Origin of the sequence: Nitrobacter winogradskyi, from assembly GCF_006539545.1 — a bacterium.
GTDB lineage: Bacteria > Pseudomonadota > Alphaproteobacteria > Rhizobiales > Xanthobacteraceae > Nitrobacter > Nitrobacter winogradskyi_A.
Genome location: NZ_BJNF01000109.1, coordinates 1 through 19733, shown reverse-complemented (window position 1 = coordinate 19733; position 19733 = coordinate 1). Strand labels below are relative to the sequence as shown.

20 protein-coding genes are annotated in these 19733 nt (G+C 56.3%); 3 read left to right on the top strand and 17 right to left on the bottom strand.

Going from position 1 to position 19733, the window contains the following annotated elements; translation table 11 throughout:
• The first annotated feature begins 200 nt into the window (after window positions 1-200).
• Window positions 201-392, top strand: a complete 192-nt coding sequence (locus NWI01_RS20205) for a hypothetical protein (protein WP_141385182.1) — start codon at window positions 201-203, stop codon at window positions 390-392.
• Between the two features lie 11 nt (window positions 393-403).
• Here the strand turns inward: NWI01_RS20205 and NWI01_RS17120 are convergent, their stop codons facing one another.
• The 16 genes from NWI01_RS17120 to NWI01_RS19855 form a co-directional block, all read right to left on the bottom strand.
• A complete protein-coding gene (locus NWI01_RS17120) occupies window positions 404-547 on the bottom strand; it encodes a hypothetical protein (protein WP_244613860.1) in 144 nt (47 codons plus the stop codon).
• Entirely contained in the window at window positions 544-789 is a 246-nt protein-coding gene (locus NWI01_RS17115; protein ID WP_141385181.1) for a DUF3302 domain-containing protein, read from the bottom strand. Before NWI01_RS17115 ends, NWI01_RS17120 begins: the two co-directional genes overlap by 4 nt.
• Window positions 790-1217: 428 nt before the next feature.
• Window positions 1218-2240, bottom strand: a complete 1023-nt coding sequence (locus NWI01_RS17110; RefSeq protein WP_244613859.1) for an HAD family hydrolase — start codon at window positions 2238-2240, stop codon at window positions 1218-1220.
• Window positions 2210-3169: a formylglycine-generating enzyme family protein gene (locus NWI01_RS17105; RefSeq protein WP_244613858.1), complete on the bottom strand. Its 960-nt coding sequence runs from the start codon at window positions 3167-3169 to the stop codon at window positions 2210-2212. Before NWI01_RS17105 ends, NWI01_RS17110 begins: the two co-directional genes overlap by 31 nt.
• Window positions 3166-4518 carry a BatD family protein gene (locus NWI01_RS17100; RefSeq protein ID WP_141385180.1) on the bottom strand — a complete coding sequence of 451 codons (1353 nt, stop codon included), beginning with the start codon at window positions 4516-4518 and terminating at the stop codon, window positions 3166-3168. Before NWI01_RS17100 ends, NWI01_RS17105 begins: the two co-directional genes overlap by 4 nt.
• Window positions 4515-6038, bottom strand: a complete 1524-nt coding sequence (locus NWI01_RS17095) for a VWA domain-containing protein (RefSeq protein WP_141385179.1) — start codon at window positions 6036-6038, stop codon at window positions 4515-4517. Before NWI01_RS17095 ends, NWI01_RS17100 begins: the two co-directional genes overlap by 4 nt.
• The gene (locus NWI01_RS17090) at window positions 6031-7029 is read right to left on the bottom strand and encodes a vWA domain-containing protein (RefSeq protein ID WP_141385178.1); all 999 of its coding nucleotides are present in this window, start codon (window positions 7027-7029) and stop codon (window positions 6031-6033) included. The genes NWI01_RS17095 and NWI01_RS17090 overlap by 8 nt, the downstream gene beginning before the upstream one ends.
• On the bottom strand, window positions 7022-7498 hold the full coding sequence (locus NWI01_RS20375; RefSeq protein WP_141385177.1) for a DUF4381 domain-containing protein: 477 nt from the start codon (window positions 7496-7498) through the stop codon (window positions 7022-7024). Before NWI01_RS20375 ends, NWI01_RS17090 begins: the two co-directional genes overlap by 8 nt.
• Window positions 7491-8477, bottom strand: a complete 987-nt coding sequence (locus tag NWI01_RS17080; RefSeq protein ID WP_141385176.1) for a DUF58 domain-containing protein — start codon at window positions 8475-8477, stop codon at window positions 7491-7493. The genes NWI01_RS20375 and NWI01_RS17080 overlap by 8 nt, the downstream gene beginning before the upstream one ends.
• Before the next feature lie 9 nt (window positions 8478-8486).
• The gene (locus tag NWI01_RS17075; protein ID WP_141385175.1) at window positions 8487-9512 is read right to left on the bottom strand and encodes an AAA family ATPase; all 1026 of its coding nucleotides are present in this window, start codon (window positions 9510-9512) and stop codon (window positions 8487-8489) included.
• Between the two features lie 70 nt (window positions 9513-9582).
• Window positions 9583-12114 (bottom strand): fused MFS/spermidine synthase, encoded by a 2532-nt coding sequence (locus tag NWI01_RS17070; protein WP_181410558.1) that lies wholly within the window; start codon window positions 12112-12114, stop codon window positions 9583-9585.
• Between the two features lie 71 nt (window positions 12115-12185).
• Complete coding sequence (locus NWI01_RS17065) at window positions 12186-13841, bottom strand: arylsulfatase (protein ID WP_141385173.1); 1656 nt, start codon at window positions 13839-13841, stop codon at window positions 12186-12188.
• Between the two features lie 122 nt (window positions 13842-13963).
• Entirely contained in the window at window positions 13964-14299 is a 336-nt protein-coding gene (locus tag NWI01_RS17060) for an HdeA/HdeB family chaperone (protein ID WP_141385183.1), read from the bottom strand.
• A 55-nt stretch (window positions 14300-14354) separates the two neighbouring features.
• Entirely contained in the window at window positions 14355-15308 is a 954-nt protein-coding gene (locus NWI01_RS17055; RefSeq protein ID WP_141385172.1) for a DUF2950 domain-containing protein, read from the bottom strand.
• A 32-nt stretch (window positions 15309-15340) separates the two neighbouring features.
• Complete coding sequence (locus NWI01_RS17050) at window positions 15341-16621, bottom strand: DUF3300 domain-containing protein (RefSeq protein WP_244613857.1); 1281 nt, start codon at window positions 16619-16621, stop codon at window positions 15341-15343.
• 487 nt (window positions 16622-17108) lie between these two features.
• The gene (locus tag NWI01_RS19855) at window positions 17109-17312 is read right to left on the bottom strand and encodes a hypothetical protein (protein ID WP_244613856.1); all 204 of its coding nucleotides are present in this window, start codon (window positions 17310-17312) and stop codon (window positions 17109-17111) included.
• A 90-nt stretch (window positions 17313-17402) separates the two neighbouring features.
• On the opposite strand from NWI01_RS19855, the gene NWI01_RS19850 reads away from it, so the two are divergent.
• Window positions 17403-17957 carry a helix-turn-helix domain-containing protein gene (locus NWI01_RS19850; protein ID WP_244613855.1) on the top strand — a complete coding sequence of 185 codons (555 nt, stop codon included), beginning with the start codon at window positions 17403-17405 and terminating at the stop codon, window positions 17955-17957.
• A 188-nt stretch (window positions 17958-18145) separates the two neighbouring features.
• A complete protein-coding gene (locus tag NWI01_RS19135; RefSeq protein ID WP_181410557.1) occupies window positions 18146-19507 on the top strand; it encodes a hypothetical protein in 1362 nt (453 codons plus the stop codon).
• A 54-nt stretch (window positions 19508-19561) separates the two neighbouring features.
• On the opposite strand, the gene NWI01_RS17035 is transcribed toward NWI01_RS19135, so the two are convergent.
• A complete protein-coding gene (locus tag NWI01_RS17035) occupies window positions 19562-19699 on the bottom strand; it encodes a DUF3302 domain-containing protein (protein ID WP_141385169.1) in 138 nt (45 codons plus the stop codon).
• Window positions 19700-19733 lie beyond the last annotated feature (34 nt).

Below are 19733 nucleotides of genomic sequence, written 5' to 3'. Positions count from 1 at the left end.
TGACCTAGTGCCGAACGCCACGTCCGTGGCGACCCGTCCTGTCAATTCGGCATGCCTTAACGAATTTTAATGGCCTCATCCAAAGACACCACGCGGCTAAACCGAAATGCGCTACGGCGTGATTTTCCGAGTTGTATGTGCTTGGCCTAGAACGACGTTCTTTTACTGGCTCGCGGTTTCCTTACAGGTCCGACGTCGGATTGCAGTTCCAGAAGGTCTTGTTGGACGGCAAGGGCGGCAACGCGCTCGATTTTCCGATGGCGCGCAACCAGGGAAGCACCGAACGGGGCAGTACTGATACTTGCACGACATCGGCGGCGAGCCCGTCAAAAGCCGTGCCGGATGTCGACAGGCTTCAGCGCCAGATAGACCTTCAGACCACGCTTACGTAGCGTCAACCGTACTATATCGGAATGAACAGGCCGAGGTTGAGGATCAGGAGCACGATCAGAGGCGACACCTTCCAGAAAGCATTGAATCGGATGATGCCGAGCCAGAACAAGGCGAACAGCAGGGAGAGGTAAACCGCCATAATCGCGATCATCATGGCGTATGCTCCCTGCGGCGCGACGCAGGAATGTCAACGTAGGCCCAGATCAACGCGAGCGGCCAAAGCGCGAAGCCAAAGATTAGCGTGATCCAACCCGCCGCTCTGACCGCGTCTGCCCAGGGATGGCCGCGAGTCTTGGCGATGTGCCCCAGCAGCCAGCCGAACAGGCAGAATACGACGACAACCGTCACGACGAGAATGACGAGAACGATCCATGCGAAGATTTCAAGGCCGGTCATGGAATCACCTCACTGCCTCACTCCCGATGACGTTACGGCTGTTCCCGGCCTGAGCTTCTTCACCAAGGTGAAGGTCTATCTCGGCGTTGATCGCGCGTTCGGCCAGCGCCTTATTCAGCGAATCTCGCAATCCGCCATGATCCCGTGCCGTCGAAGCGTCGCTTCCCCCAGAAGTTGGTCGAGTAACCCAGCCCGTATCACCGGCTCCATGCGTCGGACATCATGGGACTCCTTATCATCCATTATGGCCACTCTCACACGGAGATCCTGACAGTCCCCGCGATCATCGCCAAGGCTAAGAACAGCTTTCGCCTTCTCACGCCCCTCCATCGTCATCATGGCCCAAGTTCCCAGCGCTCACGGCCTTCTTTCCTTTAGTACAGCGTCAGAGCGCCGCGTGGATGATCGGCATCGATTGGCCCCGATCGTTAGCGCGTCTGAGGAAATATCGTCGTCCAATCTTTTTTCATGTCGATCACGGCCCAGTTCTTTGAGGCCGCTTCATCTAGCGCCTTGTCAAGTTTGCCGATGCGGGATTGCCGATCGTAGGCATATTCGCGCTCGGCATCGGTGTGGTGAACAAGACCTGCGAAATGTGGACCCTCACCCGCCATGGTCCATTGCAGCATCTGCAAATCGCCGTCCGAATTTCCGAATGCGAAGATTGGCTTGCGGCCGATAAAGCGATTGATGCCAACCGGCTTTCCCGAACCGTCGTCGATGAATTCGATCTTGGCTGTCTTGATGAGTTGCGGCCGACCTTCCTTGCCGACCTCAAATTTTACCACGCCGGATGAGCCGACAATCTGCTCGGGTGGAATGCTGTAAGCCTTCTCCATCCACGGACGCATGAACTCCACGCCGCCACCGGACACCACAAACGTCTTGAACCCGTTCGCGCGAAGATAAGACAGCAACTCCAGCATGGGTTGATAGACTAGTGCAGTGTAGGGTCGCTGAAAGCGTGGGTGCTTTGCGGTTTGCGTCCATGTGATGACCGATCTAGCAAATTCGTCCGTCGTCATACCGGCGTGGGTGACGGCAAGGACTTGCTCAAGCTCTCTCTGTCCTGTCGCCAGCGCAGACTTCAGGTCGTCTTCGATCAACCCCTTGAAAGGCTGCTTGTTCTTCCATTCAGGATGTTTCGGCGCCATCGTCTTGATCTGGTCAAAGGCAAAAGCGAGCTGGAAGTAGTAAGGCTGCTCGGTCCAAAGTGTCCCGTCATTATCGAAAACGGCGATACGCTGCTCGGGGACGACAAAATCCAGCGATCCCTGTGTTGTTGTACGATGAACAAAATCGATGATTGAGGTCTTGACTGGACTGTCGTTCCATGACGGAAGCGGACCACTCTGCGCAAATGTATTTGCACTCAGGCCAAAAACGATGATCGCGGCCAGAACTGCCCGTCGTGAACATCTCATGGAGATCTCCTTGGTCTGACGACACATCGAAATCCGACATGGCTTGTCGATGTATCGATCGGTTCGGCGTGGCGTGCAGCGGGCCGGTAACGGCGGCAGTAGTTCGGCGCACACAGATGCGATCCACCCTTCAGCACCTTGCGCGGAATCCTGATCTCCGGCATCGCCGGATCGAAGCTGTCCTCCTCGCGGGGACCTCGTGGATTCTGTGGGACACAACAGGCCTTTGGCGCATCCGCTTCGTGGCGTGGCACAAACCAGTCGCTGGTCCACTCCCAAACATTGCCGATCATGTCGTGCAAGCCGTAGCCGTTCGGTGGAAACGCCATTACAGGCGACGTACGCGAATAGCCGTCCTGATTGAGATTCTCGATCGGGAAATTGCCTTGCCAGGTATTGGCCACGTGTTTTCCGCCGGGCGTAAACTGGTCACCCCATGCGTATTCCGCGCCATCAAGACCGCCGCGTGCTGCATATTCCCATTCGGCCTCGGTAGGCAGATCCTTTCCTGCCCACTTTGCATAGGCGAGGGCGTCCTCGTAAGCCACATGAACCACGGGATGACTGTCGAGCGTGTTGACGTTGCTTTTCGGACCATAAGGTCGCCGCCAATTGGCGCTCTTCATAAAACTCCACCACTGTCCCCAATCCCGCAGATTGGCGACACGCGGCGGAGGCGTGAACACCAGCGAGCCTGCATAGAGCATATGCGGCAATGCGCCGGGATAGTCCTTTGCGTCAGGTATTTTCTCGGCAACCGTGACATAACCCGTGTCCCTGACGAAGATCTTGAACTGACGGTTGGTCACCGGCGTTTTGTCGATGAGAAACGTATCGACATGCACGCGGTGAACCGGTGCTTCTTCCGCGTAGTGCTTGTCCGATCCCATGCGAAACATGCCACCGGGAATCTCCACCATGTTGTCAGTTGCGACCAGATCGTCGTAAATACTCATGCTGTCGGGATTCCGTCTTTAATCGGCATGGGGTTGATATCCACGGGAAGCAGATGTTCGACACGGGTTGAATGTCGTCGGCGCAACAAACGCCGCCTGGCCGGGGAAAGTCGTGACTTGAATGCTTGCAAATCTGGCTCCGCAGCTCCGTTGCCGAACAGGTTTTGCTCGAGTGCATCGACCGCTGCACTGAGGGCTGGATCATTTGCCAACCGCTTCAAGATCTGGGTTGAACCTATCCTCCCAAGCGGCACGAAACGCTCCAACCAATCGAGCAAAGAGAAATATGTCTTACGTGCATCTCCGGAACTGACGGCACACCGCAATATCGCAAAATAACATGCCTCGGATTCACGATGCGCCTTTTGTCGCCGATCGCGCCACGCCGTGAAAGCGTGCATCAGCGGCGGTAGCCTCCAGATCAGGACCACGACACCAACAAGAAGAATGCTCAGCGCCTGCCAGTGCCTCTGAAGGAAATCCGAAATACTCCAGGGATCCGGCCAATTTGCCGACGGCCTGGCGGCCAGATTGTCAGCGACATGGAGCCCTACTTCATCGATATGCGTCCGCTCGATTTTCTGATCGCGCACATTCCACCAGCTGAGCGATATTGGCGGCAGGTTGTAATCGCCAGTCTTCTGCAGCAGATAGACGACCTGTTCGGTCCGAATCCCCTTCTGTAAACCAGACCTGCCATCGGTCACATCCTGAAGATCTGGCTGCGACGGATAGATCGCAAAGCCATCAACCGGCACGAAAACAATTGGCGGGATTAACATGGCAGGAAGGCCATTGGCGGTAACCGTTACCGTTCGCGTGACCGAATCTCCAACTTCCAAATTCTGCGAAGAACGATCGACCGACTGTTCGACGGTAATGTTGTTAGCGGATACGAAAGGATTGAGATCACGCGCTTCGGGGGGAATGAATGCCTGAAGGTCTAACTTCGGGATTGGCATGGAAACCGTTCGCGTCGCTGGCGGCTCGGCCGCATAAGTGACCGTCACGCTTTGGCCAAGGATCGCAAAGGTGCCTGCTTCCATCGGAGAAATGGTGAACTCATATCTTACGCCAGCATAAGTCACGCCGTCATGCTGTTCGACAAAATTCCTCGCGCTTGTCTGCCGGGTGACGAGACTGCGAACCTGAAAATCAGGAAGCACAGGCGGCGCTGGCATATAGTTCGGAGCAAGCACCTCGAGAGAAAGAATCACACCCTGCCCGACAACAACGCGCGAAGGCTTGATTTCAACCCGCACATGGGGGCCATCAGCCTCTTGAGCAGATGCCATCGCAGCATTGCAAAGCAGGCCAAGAACCATCACTCCGACAGCCGCTATTCTCATGGCTTTGGCTCCAGCCTCGGCGCGGCGGCGGCTTGAATCGCAAATTTCTGCCTCAAGAAATCCGCCGGCGAGGTCTCAACTTGCCGCATCCATGCGTCGACCGCGCCAGGTGACGTGACGTCCAGCTTCGGAACAACAACCTTTTTTCCCTCCTTCTGGTTCGGGTCGACTTTGGTTTCGTCCGCCTTTAAGTCGGGAGCCTCTGGATTCGCCTGCTCCTGTTCGCGGCGCTTCTTTTCACGCGCCTCCAAAGCGACCTGCACGATCGCCTTGTTGTGGATGGCAGCGACGTTATTCGGTTGAACTGCCAGAACATCATCATACGCCTGAATAGCCTTCTCATAGGCGTGATTGTGCGCTTCGGCATCGCCAAGTGCAAAACGCCCCTCGGGCGAATTTATTCTGCGAAAGCTCTCCGCAGCCGCCAGATAGTCATAGGCACGATAGGCCGCTATTCCACGCCACATCGGATCATCGAACGACATTTTGGCCGAGGCGTAGTCACCACGATCGAATGCAATGCGCCCCTGCTGGTCCGGCGTCAGCCAGAGATTGCGGAACCAGTCCGATTCCGCAGCCGAGGCAGCCTGCGGGCGACATAGTGCCAAAAGAAGTATCCACGGGACCACGACGCCACGCCTGAACCACAAAAGCGCAAACAGCGCGGCGGGTATCACAAGCCAAAAGCCTTCATCCTGCCACCGCGTTCCGAAAGCAGCGGCCTGTGCTGACTGATAGCGTGTCTCAACGCGGCGTTGGAGCGCGCGGATGTCGCCATCATCGACCGTCACCTTCACCGCATCCGACAATGACTCAGGCAGCGCGGCGGACGGTGCCGCCATGCCAAGAATCGTCAATCCGTTACGGCTCGCCGCGTGGATCACCGCAGCCTCCGTGCCCTGAGCCAAATCGTCGGCGATCAGGAGAATTGTGCCAGCCGCCGGTTCAGCCAAAAGATAGTCTGCAGCCAACGACACGGCTGCGACAGCGTCGTTGCCCTGTTTCGGCATGATATTGGTGGTCAGGGAAGCCAGAAACGGTTCGATTACGGTTCGATCATCTGTCAATGGCATCACAAGATGCGCTGAACCTGAATAGGCAACGAGGCCCGTCCGTGCGCCGACTCGCGCTGCCAGAAGGTCGTGAACCTTCTGTTTCGCTCGTTCCAGCCGCGTCGGCGCAATATCGGATGTGTTCATTGACGGCGACACCGAGAGTACAATCATCAGAGGCGCTTTGTCCTCGACGAAGGGCGGCAATTCTCGCCTCCACGTCGGGCCGGCCAGTGCAACAATGCTGATGATATGGCCGGTCGCGACAAGATAGACAGGATTGAGACGCCAGCCTTTCTCCGGTCGAACCAGAAGGTGTTTCAGCAATTCCGGCGCGATGACGCGTCCCCACTGCCTTTCCATATTTTGACGGGTGAGCAGGTAGAGCGTCATTCCGATAACTGGCAGCGCCGCCAAGAACCATAGCGGCCTCAAAAAATGGAATGCGAAGGGTGCCGCCTCAGCCATGTCGCACCACCCTCCGGCTTAGCCGGAGACTTCGTGCAAACAGCATACTCCAAAGCCCCAGTCCCAGAAGAACGGCGGCCCCCAGCGGCCATTGATACAAAGGTATCTTCGGACGCCAGGATTCGCTGTTCAGCTTCACTGGCGCGAGGCGGTCGATGTCTGCGTAAATCGTTTCGAGCTGTGCACCATCCTCGGCGCGAAAGAAACGCCCGCCGGTCGTATCGGCGACCTGCTGCAGCACACCGAGATCGACCCGGTCTTCACCCGTGGTCTTTGGATCGCCGACCCCGATCGTATAAACCACGATGCTGCGCTGCTGGGCGATGTCAGCCGCGTGCAGTGGCGGAACGCGACTTGCCGTATCGTTACCGTCAGTCAGCAAAATCACGAGCCTCTGTTGCGCTTGGCTGGCCTCGAAAGTCTTGGTCGCAAGCCCGATGGTGTCTCCGATCACGGTTTGCTGGCCCGCCATTCCGACCGCCGCCTGATCCAGCAACAGGCGCGCCACCTTTAGATCCTGCGTGAATGGGACCTGAATATACGCCTTGCTGCCAAACAGAATCAGCGCAACGCGATCGCCCTGACGACGCGAGATGAAACCATCGATCACTTTCTTCGCTCCGTCGAGACGGGTCATGGTAGTGCTGTCGCTCGCGCGGAAGTCCGGCTCGTTCATCGAGCCGGAAATATCGATGGCGAGTATCAGATCGCGCGTCGAAATGTTGTGCATGATGGCATCGCCAACCCGCAGCGGCCGCGCGAGAGAAACCATAAGCAAAATCCAGATCAGGATCGCAACCAGTATCTGAAGGGGATGCTTTTTCTGCACGACCGCGCCATGTTGTGGCGTCTGGCCGGTTGCTTCGGCAAGGCTTTCAAAAAACGGTACCTGAACAGAAATCTGCTGGATACGAAAGGGTGGTGTCAGCCACCAGATCAACAATGGCAGCGGCAGAAGCAGAAATGCCCATGGCCATTCAAATTCAAACATGATGCATGTGAATCCAGCGGCGAACGAGATCGGAAAGATCAGCTGCGGAGCTTTCATGCGGCGGTTCGTATGGTCCGCACGACAAGGCGCGCCCTGCTCCCGTCGAGAATTCATGCCCACCGTAACTTTGATCGAGGAACGCGAGCCACGCGTCGCCGCTCAACTCGGCGACCTTCTGCCGCGGGAAGACCGCAAGCGCGGTACGCCGAACAAGCAGCGCGAGCCGGCCAACAACGGCGGCCGGTGATCCTTGCAGGATGCGATCAAGGTCCGCCAATGCCACACGCCGGTAGCGATTGACGTACCGCACATATATCCACCGCCCGGCTATGGCGACGAAAGCGATCAGCATTGCGATACAGGCCACGCGGGCAGAGATTGTTTGCGGCCAGAAGCCAACCGACGGAGGCAAAGGTATATCGATGAGCCCTGCAAGAGGATCCGGGGGAATAGCACCGGCCTTATCCATGCCCGCCTCCCACTGCAGATTGGTGCCCTCCCCGCGCAGTATTCTGCGGCAACAACCCGAGCAGTTTCTGCAATTGGTCGAGCGGCTCCTCCGCCGTATTCAGCGGCAAAACCGGAATGCCGAGTTGCCGAGACCACGTCAGCACGTCGTGCAGACGCGCCTTGCTCATACCCAAAATGCTGCGGCGGGTCGCGCCATGCCTGGCATCCAGCGCGATCTGTAACTCGCCATCCGTTACCGTGATACGGCCACTATCGGGCAATTCACTTTGCAGCGGGTCATGAACCAGAACCGCTATCACATCATTATGCTGCGTTATCGCGGCTGCTAACCCGCGTGTCGCATCGTTGACGCCGAAGAAGTCACTGATGACGACAATGGTCGCATCGTGCGGTGCAAGCTGCCTCACCCGCGACAACGCTGTGTTGAGGTTTTCGACATTGCTGCTAATGCCCCGCCCGACACCGAGCTGCCGATTCTGGGAAACAATCGCGCTCAGAATTTGCAGGACAGTTTGTCGGCTGCGCCGGGGTCGCACCTCGACGATACCGCTGTCGTTGAACACAATGGCGCCGACCCGGTCCCCCACATTCAGGATCCGCCACGCGATAACCGCAGCCATTTCGGCCGCGGTCACCGACTTCATGGCGCGCTTGCTGCCAAAAAACATCGACAGCCGCTGATCGATAACGAGGATGGCCTGCCGATCACGCTCCTCTTTGAAAACACGAACGTGAGGCCTCCGCAGACGAGCGGTTACTTTCCAGTCGATCGAACGGACATCGTCGCCGCTGCGATAATCGCGTATCTCCTCAAAATTCAATCCACGGCCGCGCAGACGTGAGGAATTGCGCCCGGACAGCAGACTGCTGACCGGCTGTCGTGGCAGCAGCGAGACACGACGTCCTTTCCGCTCAAGCGAAATCAGCCGTACGAGATCGACGTAAACACCGCCATCATCTGAAGCAGGTTTCGTCATTTGCTGTTCTCATGCGGAAGCTACAAGACTGACGATCTTGTCAATCGCCTGATCGGCGGTCACACCTTGAGAGAGTGCTTCGTAACTCAAAATGAGACGGTGACGTAGACAATCATGCACCACCGCGCGGATGTGCTCCGGCGTCACGAAAGCATCGCCGTCGAGCCAGGCTCTCGCCCGCGCCGATCGGTCGATCGCAATGCTTCCACGCGGGCTCGCGCCGATCTGAATCCATTTATTGAGTGGATCCCCATATCGATCTGGAAAACGCGTCGCGTAGATCAGATCGACAATATATTTCTGTGCCAAATCCGATACGAAGATGCGATCGATTTCCTTGCGCGCATCAAAAATTGCCTGCTGCGGCACGGGCGCATCTTCTGCGGTTTTCCTGGCGCCGGCACTTTCTGCGCGGTTGATCTTGATAATTTTGCCTTCGACGGATTCGTCCGGATATGTAATGACAATCTGCATCAAGAAGCGGTCGAGTTGAGCTTCAGGAAGCGGATATGTTCCCTCTTGTTCGATGGGATTTTCAGTCGCCATCACCAGAAACAGATCCGGCATTTTATAAGTCTTGCCCGCGACTGTAACTTGGCGCTCCTCCATCGCCTCTAGCAACGCCGACTGCACCTTGGCTGGCGCGCGATTGATCTCGTCGGCCAGCACGAGGTTTGCGAAGATCGGACCGCGCTGAAACTGGAATTCGCTACCCTTTTCCGCCTGGACGTAAATCTCCGCGCCCGTCACGTCGGACGGAAGGAGATCGGGCGTGAACTGAATGCGAGACAGATCGGCTGCCAGATTCTTAGCCAGCGTTTTCACCGCCCGGGTCTTTGCTAGACCGGGCAAACTTTCAATCAGAAGATTGCCGTCGGCCAAAAGGCCGATCAGCATGCTTTCGACGAGATGGTCCTGCCCCAGCACTGAGCGGCCGATGCGTGATCTGAGGTCGAGGATGGCATTACGCGTGGAGCCACCATTTCTGGATTCCTGAGATGCTAACACTGCATTGGCGTCACGAACATCCGACATTGGTACCTCAACGAAGGAATGATCCGGCCACGGTCAACCGGCAAGCTGTTACTATTTCCGTCTGCCGCAATTACTGCTTTGGGCTAATGAACCAGCGATAATAAGTATTTCCCTTTGCTGCCTCCATGACACGACTAACATCTCGCGCGTATCGCGCACGGTCTCCGGAGTAGACGCTGAGGCCGAGCTGATAGAACGCGTCGAGTTCCTCGCGCTGCGCAGAGACATCTGAAGTAAAAGCCAGATCGGAGTTTCGTAACTGTGGATCGCTACGAAATTGCTTCAGGTGCGTGAACGTACGAGCAAACTCACCAGACCTTACCCATGTGGCATACTCGATGGCGGGCCAATCGTCGGTCACGGCGGTCACATTGCCAGCAAATCGCTCCAATCCATTGCGATCGGTTATCCAGGTGGCCAGTAAAGCCGCGGGAGAATTGACACCGACCGCGGATAGCGCGGCACGTGTCTGCGGCCGCTCGAAGCGCGCCGTAATTCGCGGGATATCCAGCTCGATTGGCTGGAACGATCCGACAAGCATCGTTTCGTGAAGCTCGGTGCTCCAGAGCGAGGCATAGGGAAATATATCGACAAAGCTGCGAACCAGGGCCTGTGTATCCTCCTCATTCTGGGTTGGCAGAGGCAGCCATTGGGCAACAATTCCCTTCTCGTTCAATTGCGATGCGGCGAGCCGATAAAAATCACTCGAATAAAGATTGACAACACCTGCTGCAGAAGGCGGCGGCGGTTCGAGCGTAATCAGATCGTAGCGCTCTTTGCTGAGCTGAAATTCCTGACGGCCGTCGCGGACTCGCTTTTCCAATCCAGGGTCGCTTGCTGCGTCGAATGTGCCTTCAAAGTTTGGCGCAGCCCGGATCACGGCGGGCAATAATTCGCTTACAACTCGCTGTTGAAGGGTCGGAAATTGCGACAGCGCACCGGCGGTGATGCCAGTGCCGTAACCGATCACCAACGCGGATGTCGGATCGCCATTATGAATAATGAGCGGCAACAGCGCCTGAAGACGCATATACCGCAGAGATGGCACAGCATCGCCAGAATTGGAAACACCCTGAATGTAAAGTCGATGAAAATGATGGTCGGCGTGAGACGTTTCCACGACCGCTACCGTACCGCCTGCGCTTTCCTCATAAAAAGCCAGACGCCCGGTTTGCGCAGCCGGTAGCAGCCGCGCGAGTTGATCGACCGGAGTGGCAATTGCGATTATAGTACTTGCGGCAGCAATTGCGAATATCGGCCAGCGCCTGCTTTTGCTTCCCGCAAAACGCATGACAGCGACTATGCCGATCAATGCGGCGGTGATCGCCAAAACCCCAAGTGTACGAACAAGTCCGAGCCGAGGCACGAGCACAAAGCCCGTCACGAGTGTGCCGACGATGCCGCCAAGTGTATTAACGGCGACGACCATCCCAACATCACGGCCAACCCTTGTCTCTCCGACGGCAAGCTTCAACACCGCGGGGAAGGCAGCCCCAAGCAAAAGGGTCGGCACGAACACGATGCAGATCGCAGCCGAGGCAAATCTCGCACTCATGCCCGCAAGGTTACTCGCGGTAAGGCTGTATACTCCTGTTTCCGACAGTGTCTGTACGATCACCAGCCAATGGCCAAGCACCGCAATTTCTATCAGGGATACCCAACCGGCCGCGGCAATGAGAAACCCAAAGACGAGGCCGGGATTCTTAAAGCGATCGCCCCATCGGGCGAACATCGCGGCACCGATTGCAATTCCAGCAAGGTACGTTGCCAGAACGACCGAGAGCGCAAAACTTCGCGTGCTCATGAACTGGATAATCGCCTGCGACCATACCACTTCATAGCCGAGCGCAACGCTACCGGCCGCGCCATACAAAACAATAGCCCATTGCGCATGCTTGTTTCGTGGCGCCGTTGGTGCAGCGCGTAGCACATCGGTCGAGAACGATGTAAACCGATCGAGCGCCATTGCGGCCGCTGCCGCAGCGATATTGATCGTTGCGGCCACAAGAGAGGTTCCTTTTACCCCGAATGCTGGGATAAGTACAAACGCTGGAAGGAGCGCACCGACAATCGCGCCGGCGGTATTGGCAGCGTAGAGTCCGCCGCCTGCACGTCCCACCTCCACTTGGTTTTTAACCGCAGCGTGAACCAGAATGGGTAACGTTCCACCCATCGCAAGGGCAGGCAACCCAACCAGCAAGAACACGACCGACCATGCAAGAACGTTGCTCGTTGCATGAAGACCGACGAACCACGGCGCAGCATGCGCGAGCATCCATGTCGTCGCGATGCTAGCGATAGCCACTGCCACTTCGATCAAAGCGTAAAGTCGTAAATAACGGATATTTCGGCCGGCCAGGCGCCCAAAGAGCCAGCCCCCAAGGGCCAGACCACCGAAGAATCCGCTGATCGCTATCGAAATGGCATAGACCTCGGCTCCGACGACGATCGAAAGCTGCTTGATCCAGAGGACCTGATAGACCAGTGCGGCGATACCGGAGCCGAACAAAAGCGCGCCACAGCATCGCTTTATCCACTCGCTGCTCGCAGCGGGATGCTGAACGGCCATCGCGCGAGACGCCACATCCGACCTTGCGTCCATCAGGTTTACCTTGATGTAAAGACAAAGAGCGGAGGGCTGGTCGAGTGACCGACCTGCCCTCCGTATGTCGTCTATTCGAGACCACGCTTCTTGAAGGATTCGTCGATCTTCTTATCAACCTGCCGACGAACCTGGTCGATGCTGAAGCTCGCCGGACGCTGGCTTGGAGGATAGTCGGCGAACGTCTTCAGGAAGTCCGACGCCTTCATGACGCCCTGGAAGGCAAGATAGACATTGTCCACCCGCCACTGATCATAGCCACTGCCCGATATCTCCGCATGTTCGTAAGGATCCATACGTAGATTGAACATCTTCGGAACCCGAAGCCGCGTGAAAGGATGAGCCCAGACGTCAAACTGTCCCGGCTGCTCCTGCTTCTCGAAAATGAACTTCCAATCTCCCGTTCGCGTGGCGACAAGATCACCATCGTCATTGAAGTAATAGAATTCGCTTCTCGCGCTCTTGTCGGTTTTCCCCGTGATGTAACTGAGCTGATTATAGCCATCGAGATGATCACGGAAGCTCGTTGTCGAGCCCTTGGGTTGCCATCCCTTCAATAAACGGTCCTTTACGTCCGGGTCACCCGCCGCAGCAACCAATGTCGGGAACCAATCGAGACCTGACACGATTCCGTTGCTGACCGAGCCCGCCTTGACATGGCCCGGCCACCGAACCATCGCCGGAACACGGAAGGCACCCTCCCAGTTCGTGTCCTTTTCCGACCGGAACGGTGTCGTGGCAGCATCCGGCCAGGTGAAGGCGTTTGGACCGTTGTCCGTCGTGAAGATGACAATGGTGTTGTCTGCGATCTTGAGATCGTCGAGCGCCTTCAGTAATTTTCCGACGTTCATGTCCATCTCAACCATGCCGTCGGCGTATTCATTCCCAGGCATACCGCTCTGTCCGCGCATCGACGGACGCACATGCGTGAAGATATGCATGCGCGTGAAGTTCATCCAAGTAAAGAACGGCCTGTTCGCCTTCGCTTGCCGCGTCACGAAATCAATGGCTGCGCCCGTGGTTTCGTCATCCACCGTTTCCATACGCTTAACAGTTAGCGGCCCGGTATCCTCGATCTTGCCGTCAGCTGATGCCTTGATAACACCTCGCGGAGAGTATGCTTTCACAAATGCCGGGTCATTTTTCGGCCAGTAAGGCCGCTCAGGCTCCTCTTCCGCATTAAGGTGATAAAGGTTTCCAAAAAACTCATCGAAACCATGAGCGGTCGGAAGGTATTCATCCCGGTCGCCAAGATGGTTTTTGCCGAATTGGCCGGTCGCATAGCCGAGCGGCTTCAGCGCTTGGGCGATCGTGATGTCGCCCTTCTGCAAACCAACTGGCGCTCCCGGGATACCGACTTTACACAGGCCCGTGCGAAGGCACGCCTGCCCTGTAATGAAAGTCGATCGGCCGGCGGTGCAGCTGTTTTCGGCATAATAATCCGTGAAGATCATGCCTTCATTGGCGATCCGATCGATGTTCGGCGTCTTGTAGCCGACCAACCCTCGCGTATATGCGCTGATGTTTGCCTGGCCCACATCGTCACCGAAAATGACAAGAATGTTGGGCTTTGCCGTATTCTGCTGCGCCATTGCCGGGGTCTTGACGAACGGTACAATACTTGTCGTCAAGAGTGCGGCGGCGAAAAGCGTGCCTGCCAGCCTGCCCGTCCGTCTTTCTGGCTGGCTTATATCCAATATTTTTTTGCGTTTAGCGTCGTCACTCATCTCGCCCTCCTCAGTTGCAACAACAGTGCTTCCTGATGCTCATCGCCGATTAGTGGAAACCTCGATGTGGCCCTTACGCGCTCCTCTGTTGATACGATAACGACGTTGCATAATCTGCTTTTTCAGTTTTTTTCGGATTTAAACAACAAGTCGATCGCTTGAATGACTTTGACGTCAGGATGAGCCTTGCAATAGACAATCACCCTGTGCTCGCCGGACTTCACGCGCCCGACGTGTGCAAAATGCTTCTTGGCGAGGCCATTGTACCAACCGCTATACCAGGCCGCGAGCATGTCCGCGTCTTCCTGATAAGTGTTGGCAAGCTGACCACAGGTGAACGCTTGCACATCAAGATATCCTTTGGCGTCGGTGTAAGTCGACAATGGCATCGGCTCTGTTTTAGCAATTGACGCAATACACATCAGGACAGACGCCGATAGCAGGATAGAGAATTTCATTTTCATCATTGACCTCTTCGATACCGCTTAAAGTCAATTGGCTGCCTGGTCCTCTCTAAGGCAGAACAGCAAGATCGCTGTCAGGCACCTTTTTCCATGCCTCGTCCGGATTGAACGCTGTCATATCAGAAGCGATACTGCCGGTGCTTTTGCCCAGGTCCTTTTGATAAAGAATGCCGTCATTGTTGACGACGAATGTCATCACACCCGAGTTGCCGTAAATTGCCGGATAGGCGACGAGCGCGAAGCCACCGATCATCTTGTCGTTGACTATATAATTCGCCGCACCGCCCGGCGCTTTCGGCCCCTGCGCGGTTAGTATCTTGTAGTAATAGCCATGAAACGGAGTTTGCTCGCCGGTAAGGCGATAACCGGCAGCGGTCGCCAATGCAAAAGCCGGTCCTAACGGGCTCTGTTTTTCGTTAGCGACGGCCGGCCAATACAGCCCGTCCTTCTTTCCTTCGGTGCTGATGATTTTCCGCGCGTAAACCGGCGGATCACTGTTTTCCGGATTCATATCGATATAGTCGTGTTGCGCATCGACATATGCGAGGCTCGCCTGAATCGCTCGCAGCTCATCACGGCCAATCCGACGATACAGAATTTCGCGACGCCCGGCTGCCGTATCAAACGACCACCCATTGTCTTTTCGAACGATCGGAATCGGCATCGGCCAATCTTGTTGACCCACAACGAGCTCGGCAGTGTTGCCGTCCTTCTTTACGACCTGATGACGAAGATCATATCCAGTCAAAAACAACGCCTTGATATCGGCGTCGGCGACCTTATCGCCAGAGAGAAGAATATCTTTCCCGTCAGATCCCAATATGTTCAGAATACCCTTCTCATCCCCTGCGCGCACCGCCACGACCAGCTTGTCGGCCGCCTTCTCCGGCGAGTTGAACTTTTCCTGCGCCAGCGCGCTCTGCACCGACATCGCCATGAGGGTGATCAAAAGAAGGTGCCGAAAGTTCGTGCCATTCGGATTATCTCGACCCGGAATTTGCATTACGTAACCCTCTCACTCAGATCGTGATACGATTAGCGACGGTGAAAGCCACCACCACCCCGGAATCCTCCACCTCCATGAAAACGGCCGCCTCCATGAAAGCCGCCGCCTCCGAATGACCGGCCTCCAAAACTTGCGTGGCCACGCATTGCTGACGCTCTTGCGAAGTCGCCACGACCCATGTGTGCAAAGGCACCGTCCCGGCCACCGCGGGCGATATTCGGCCGGTTGGCGCCTGCAGGTCTGTTCGCCCGCGCGTTGCCGCCCTTGGCGATATTGCGTCCTGCCCGATTGCCGCTCGCCGGGCGATCGCCGGCTTTGTTGCCACCTGGACGGTTGCCCGCGCCGGAGCGGTTACCGGCATCAGGACGCAACACCTGCTGGCCGTTATGACCACGGAAATCCATCCGGTTGGTTCGTCCTGAGAGATTGCGATTACCCGCGAACTGCTGGCGAACGGCCGGGTTACGGTATTGCACGCCATGACGATGCGCGGCGTCATGGTGCCAGGTCTGTCCGCTGATAAAGCCGCTGCGGCTATTGATGACGTTGTTGTTGATATTGATCTGGCGATTGAAGTTGATGTTGTTGTTACCCCAGACAAAACCACCACCCCACCCCCATCCGCCGGCGGCCCAACGTCCGACGGCATAACCCGTGCCGAAGGCGATCCCGGTTGCGATCACAGCTCCAGCGACATAGCCAGGTGCTCCCCAGTAATAGGGCGGGTAAGCAGGATACGGCCAGGTGCCATAGACCACGGCTGGATTGTAGTAAGGCACGTAGATCGTACCGGGGGTCGCGGCTTCGATAACGATAACGCTTTTGTTATTGTCCGTAGTCTTGATGACCTTTTGCTGCTTCGTGGTAGTCAGCTTGTTATTGGCGTCCGCACGCCCCCGCAGCCGCTGGATTCCATCCATCACGTTAGCCTGCTGCGCGAGCACCGCGTCACCGAGTTTCATGGTCCAGTCGAGCTTGTCACTCATCATCTGGAGAACGCTCGGCGTTGCTGCGAGCGACTTGATGCTCTGATCCCAGGACTGCTTGCCGACAGCATCCTTGATCGCATCGGCCTTGAGATTTGAATTTGATTTCAGCCAGCGCGCACCCTCCACCACCTCGAGCGGATAGGTTGACGCAATGAGAACCTGCGATAACAGCGCGTCAGGATAAAGAGCGATCGGCGCGACGAGCGCGTCAATTTGCTCCGGCTTCAGCAGATCGGATGCAGGTTGTGCCGGCGTCGTTGACGGCGGTGTCGTAGATGCTGACGGTGGCGGTGAGGTCGATATCTGCGCATTTACAGACACAGACGTGCTTGTAAGGGAAAAGGGGAAGACGAAGAGCGCGGCAAACAACAAACCAAATCGACACTGCATCGCACAAGGCTCCTGCCTATCTTCTTGGTCTATGGTCGTTGGCGTATTCCTAAGCTGGAGGGGCAAGAAAGATTATCACCATAATCATACTTGGCGAGTCTTAAACTTCAGCCTTGCGATATTTTCCGTCGGAGTGTTCGGCACCGTTTATCGGACAATATGAGATTTCTACAATTCGGCTGGATTTTAAAAGTTGCGACGAGTATGCAGATGCTGCCAAATTGTTCGGCGCACAAGTTGGAGGCTTCACAGCGGCCGCGCTATCGGCAAAACTTGGCGATAGTGGCTAGTACTTTGAATTGCATGTCGAAGATAAGCACCCATACACTGGGACCGTCTTCCTATCGCAAAAATCGAAGACCTCGGCGACGCCGTACGAGGCGCCGGCCTCTCGACGATACAAATATCCCGACCACCATTAAAAGGAAGCCTCGCTTTTGCGGCAGAAGACGGCATTGCATACAATACAGGCCAGATAGGCGGTCAAGTTGCTCTGAGCGGATGCCTTTCGGAAAGTCTTGTCACGCTCGGCCTGGGACTCGCGCTTCCAATGGGATCGAAGCAATGGCTGACCGACGTAGCAACCGGCAACATGGGAATCTTCCTGCCCGGCACCGCTCATGATGCTCTATATATGCCAGGGTAGCTCTACGCGACAGCGACACTTTCGCTCGAACATCTTGAGACATGCGCCGCTAGATTCGATCTCGTCTTGACCAGAACGGAGCTTGACGGAAGCGGCATTGTTAACAGACCCCTGTCGAGCAGCCTCTTAAATGAACTCAAAATTGATTTCGAAAATCTTCATCATTTAAGTTCAGATCATGATCGCTTTTCTGGGACGGGCAAGAAACTCCTTCAGGCGTTCATCCTCCACTTGGGACGAGAACCCCGTCCCTATGTCCAAAAAAGAATGCCTCGCAGGCATGCTTCCACGATAGCAAAGGCCCGCTCGTTCATTCTCGCCAATCTGGACCGGCCACTTTCCATCAATACCATCGCGACCGCAGCGTCGGCATCTCATCGCACGCTGCATCGAGCATTTTTAGAGGTGCTGAATGAAACGCCGTATTCGTATGTTCAGAAGATGCGGCTTCATCGCATTCGGTCTGAATTGATCTCAGACGACGAAAAGGCATGCACGATTAAGATCGCAGTGCACCGCTGGGGCATTACTGAGCTAGGGCGTTCTTCCGGTTGGTATAACGACCTCTTTGGCGAACTACCGTCGAAAACAATCGCGCGCCGGCAAAAGCCCGCAATCTAAGCCGCTGCACGCCACAACATACCATCATCAATCTAACGAAAGAGAGATAACTAGAGACACAGGATGGTTTTCCGACGGAGAGAACCATGAAGTCGTATTCTGGATTGGCGGTCGTGTCGTATTGAAATGGCTGCATCCCAGGCAAAGACGGGTTACGCGTTAGCTCTCGGAATGCTCGCCACGGTACTGTGTCGTTAATTGCCTATGGTCAGTCGTCGTCGCCATCGACAGCCGACAATATCGGTCTCGATTTCTTCCGCCCATCTCCTAACCTGTTCCAATTGCAGTATGGATTCCGGTCCGCACCCGGAAGCACGCGCGATGTCACGACCGACACGCTCAATCTCCGCTCCGACCACACGTTCTACCTGTCGCCGACGTGGACGGTGGTGACGCGCAATGACCTGCCGCTGCTCGCTAGGAACACAATCAATTCAGCCAATCCCAATGGCGACTACCTGTACGGCATCGGTGATGCCGACATCCAGGCGGCGGTGATCCACGACCTCGACACGCGCTGGGCGCTCGGTTTCGGGATGCGACTAATTACGCCGACGGGAACGGATCCTCTCGGGTCGGGGAAGTGGCGGACGATGCCAATTGTGGGTTTTCGCATGGCGCTCCCTGAGGTCAGCAAATCGAGCTATTTCGAGCCGATCTTTCGGTACGATGTTAGCGTGACCGGCGATCCGACCAGAGGGAACATCAACAACCTACAATTCGGTCCCACCTTTAATATAGGGCTTCCGGACCGCTGGTTTGTCGCCTTCTTCCCGAGCCAAGACATCCGATACAATTTCGGCGATCCTGTCGCCTGTCAGACCGGACGCCTGTTCCTGCCGTTCGACGTGAGGGTCGGAAAGAAGTTTCCGACCAAGTCGCCGCCTCCATCGAGGTCGGCGTTCCCATCGTCAAGGACTACCCCGTCTACAACTTTAAAAGTCAGTTCCGGATTAATGTCACGTGGTGACGCTCCTTTCGCTACGCTCTTCCTGAAAATTGCCTGCGCATCCCAGGTCCTCGCCCGCCGCCGCTTGTCCACTCCTCTGAGAAGAGCTGTAAGCAAACTTTCGTCCGCCGTATATTTAGAAAGCCCGCCTCCGTGGAAGGCGGGCTTTTTCACTGCAAGATCGGCCGGCAGAACTCGGTGGTCCGGAATCAACAAATCCGACAACCGCGCACCAATCATTCACATCGCTAGTTTATTGGCATACGTCCCAGAAACCCTGTCGGCGGCTCGGATCGGTGTAGTACCAGCAATAGCCGGACGCAGGAGGAGCGCCGGCCCATGTAGCAGCAGTAGCAGCCGTCACGACACCAATGGCCGCCCCAGCGGCGATGACACCGCCCGGACGCCACCAATAATGCGAGGGGCGAACCCAGCGAGTGCCGCCTCCATGCCAGCCAGGGCGTACAACTGGCCGGCCGCGAACAGCGGTTCTGCCACGATAGACGCTGCCACGAGGGGCAACCACGGTCCGAGTGCGTACTGCACTGCCGCGCCTAACGTAAACCTCGGCGAGATGAGGACTTATGGCGTCATCCCCTGATGACACAATTGCTGCTGACTAACCTCCGAAGATCCATAGGAATGGCCATAATGCTCAGAGCGTAAACAGACTGACCCAGGTTGCGGCACCGATCGCATCCGTGTGGGGATGATTGCGCTGTTTGACGATCGCGTAAGGAATTCCCCAGATGGCGATCACGCCATACACGATGAGAATATAATCGGGGATCATGGTACTTTTCTGCCAGATAACCGGAAACCGTTGT

Coding starts and splice junctions, on each gene's coding strand:
- NWI01_RS17065 (WP_141385173.1), bottom strand. CDS start 13,841: ATGAGTGACGACGCTAAACGCAAAAAAATATTGGATATAAGCCAGCCA.
- NWI01_RS17075 (WP_141385175.1), bottom strand. CDS start 9,512: ATGTCGGATGTTCGTGACGCCAATGCAGTGTTAGCATCTCAGGAATCC.
- NWI01_RS17115 (WP_141385181.1), bottom strand. CDS start 789: ATGACCGGCCTTGAAATCTTCGCATGGATCGTTCTCGTCATTCTCGTC.
- NWI01_RS17080 (WP_141385176.1), bottom strand. CDS start 8,477: ATGACGAAACCTGCTTCAGATGATGGCGGTGTTTACGTCGATCTCGTA.
- NWI01_RS17070 (WP_181410558.1), bottom strand. CDS start 12,114: ATGGACGCAAGGTCGGATGTGGCGTCTCGCGCGATGGCCGTTCAGCAT.
- NWI01_RS19855 (WP_244613856.1), bottom strand. CDS start 17,312: ATGAGCGGTGCCGGGCAGGAAGATTCCCATGTTGCCGGTTGCTACGTC.
- NWI01_RS17035 (WP_141385169.1), bottom strand. CDS start 19,699: ATGATCCCCGATTATATTCTCATCGTGTATGGCGTGATCGCCATCTGG.
- NWI01_RS17095 (WP_141385179.1), bottom strand. CDS start 6,038: ATGGCTGAGGCGGCACCCTTCGCATTCCATTTTTTGAGGCCGCTATGG.
- NWI01_RS17100 (WP_141385180.1), bottom strand. CDS start 4,518: ATGAGAATAGCGGCTGTCGGAGTGATGGTTCTTGGCCTGCTTTGCAAT.
- NWI01_RS17105 (WP_244613858.1), bottom strand. CDS start 3,169: ATGAGTATTTACGACGATCTGGTCGCAACTGACAACATGGTGGAGATT.
- NWI01_RS17055 (WP_141385172.1), bottom strand. CDS start 15,308: ATGCAAATTCCGGGTCGAGATAATCCGAATGGCACGAACTTTCGGCAC.
- NWI01_RS17110 (WP_244613859.1), bottom strand. CDS start 2,240: ATGTGTCGTCAGACCAAGGAGATCTCCATGAGATGTTCACGACGGGCA.
- NWI01_RS17120 (WP_244613860.1), bottom strand. CDS start 547: ATGATGATCGCGATTATGGCGGTTTACCTCTCCCTGCTGTTCGCCTTG.
- NWI01_RS17090 (WP_141385178.1), bottom strand. CDS start 7,029: ATGTTTGAATTTGAATGGCCATGGGCATTTCTGCTTCTGCCGCTGCCA.
- NWI01_RS17060 (WP_141385183.1), bottom strand. CDS start 14,299: ATGAAATTCTCTATCCTGCTATCGGCGTCTGTCCTGATGTGTATTGCG.
- NWI01_RS20375 (WP_141385177.1), bottom strand. CDS start 7,498: ATGGATAAGGCCGGTGCTATTCCCCCGGATCCTCTTGCAGGGCTCATC.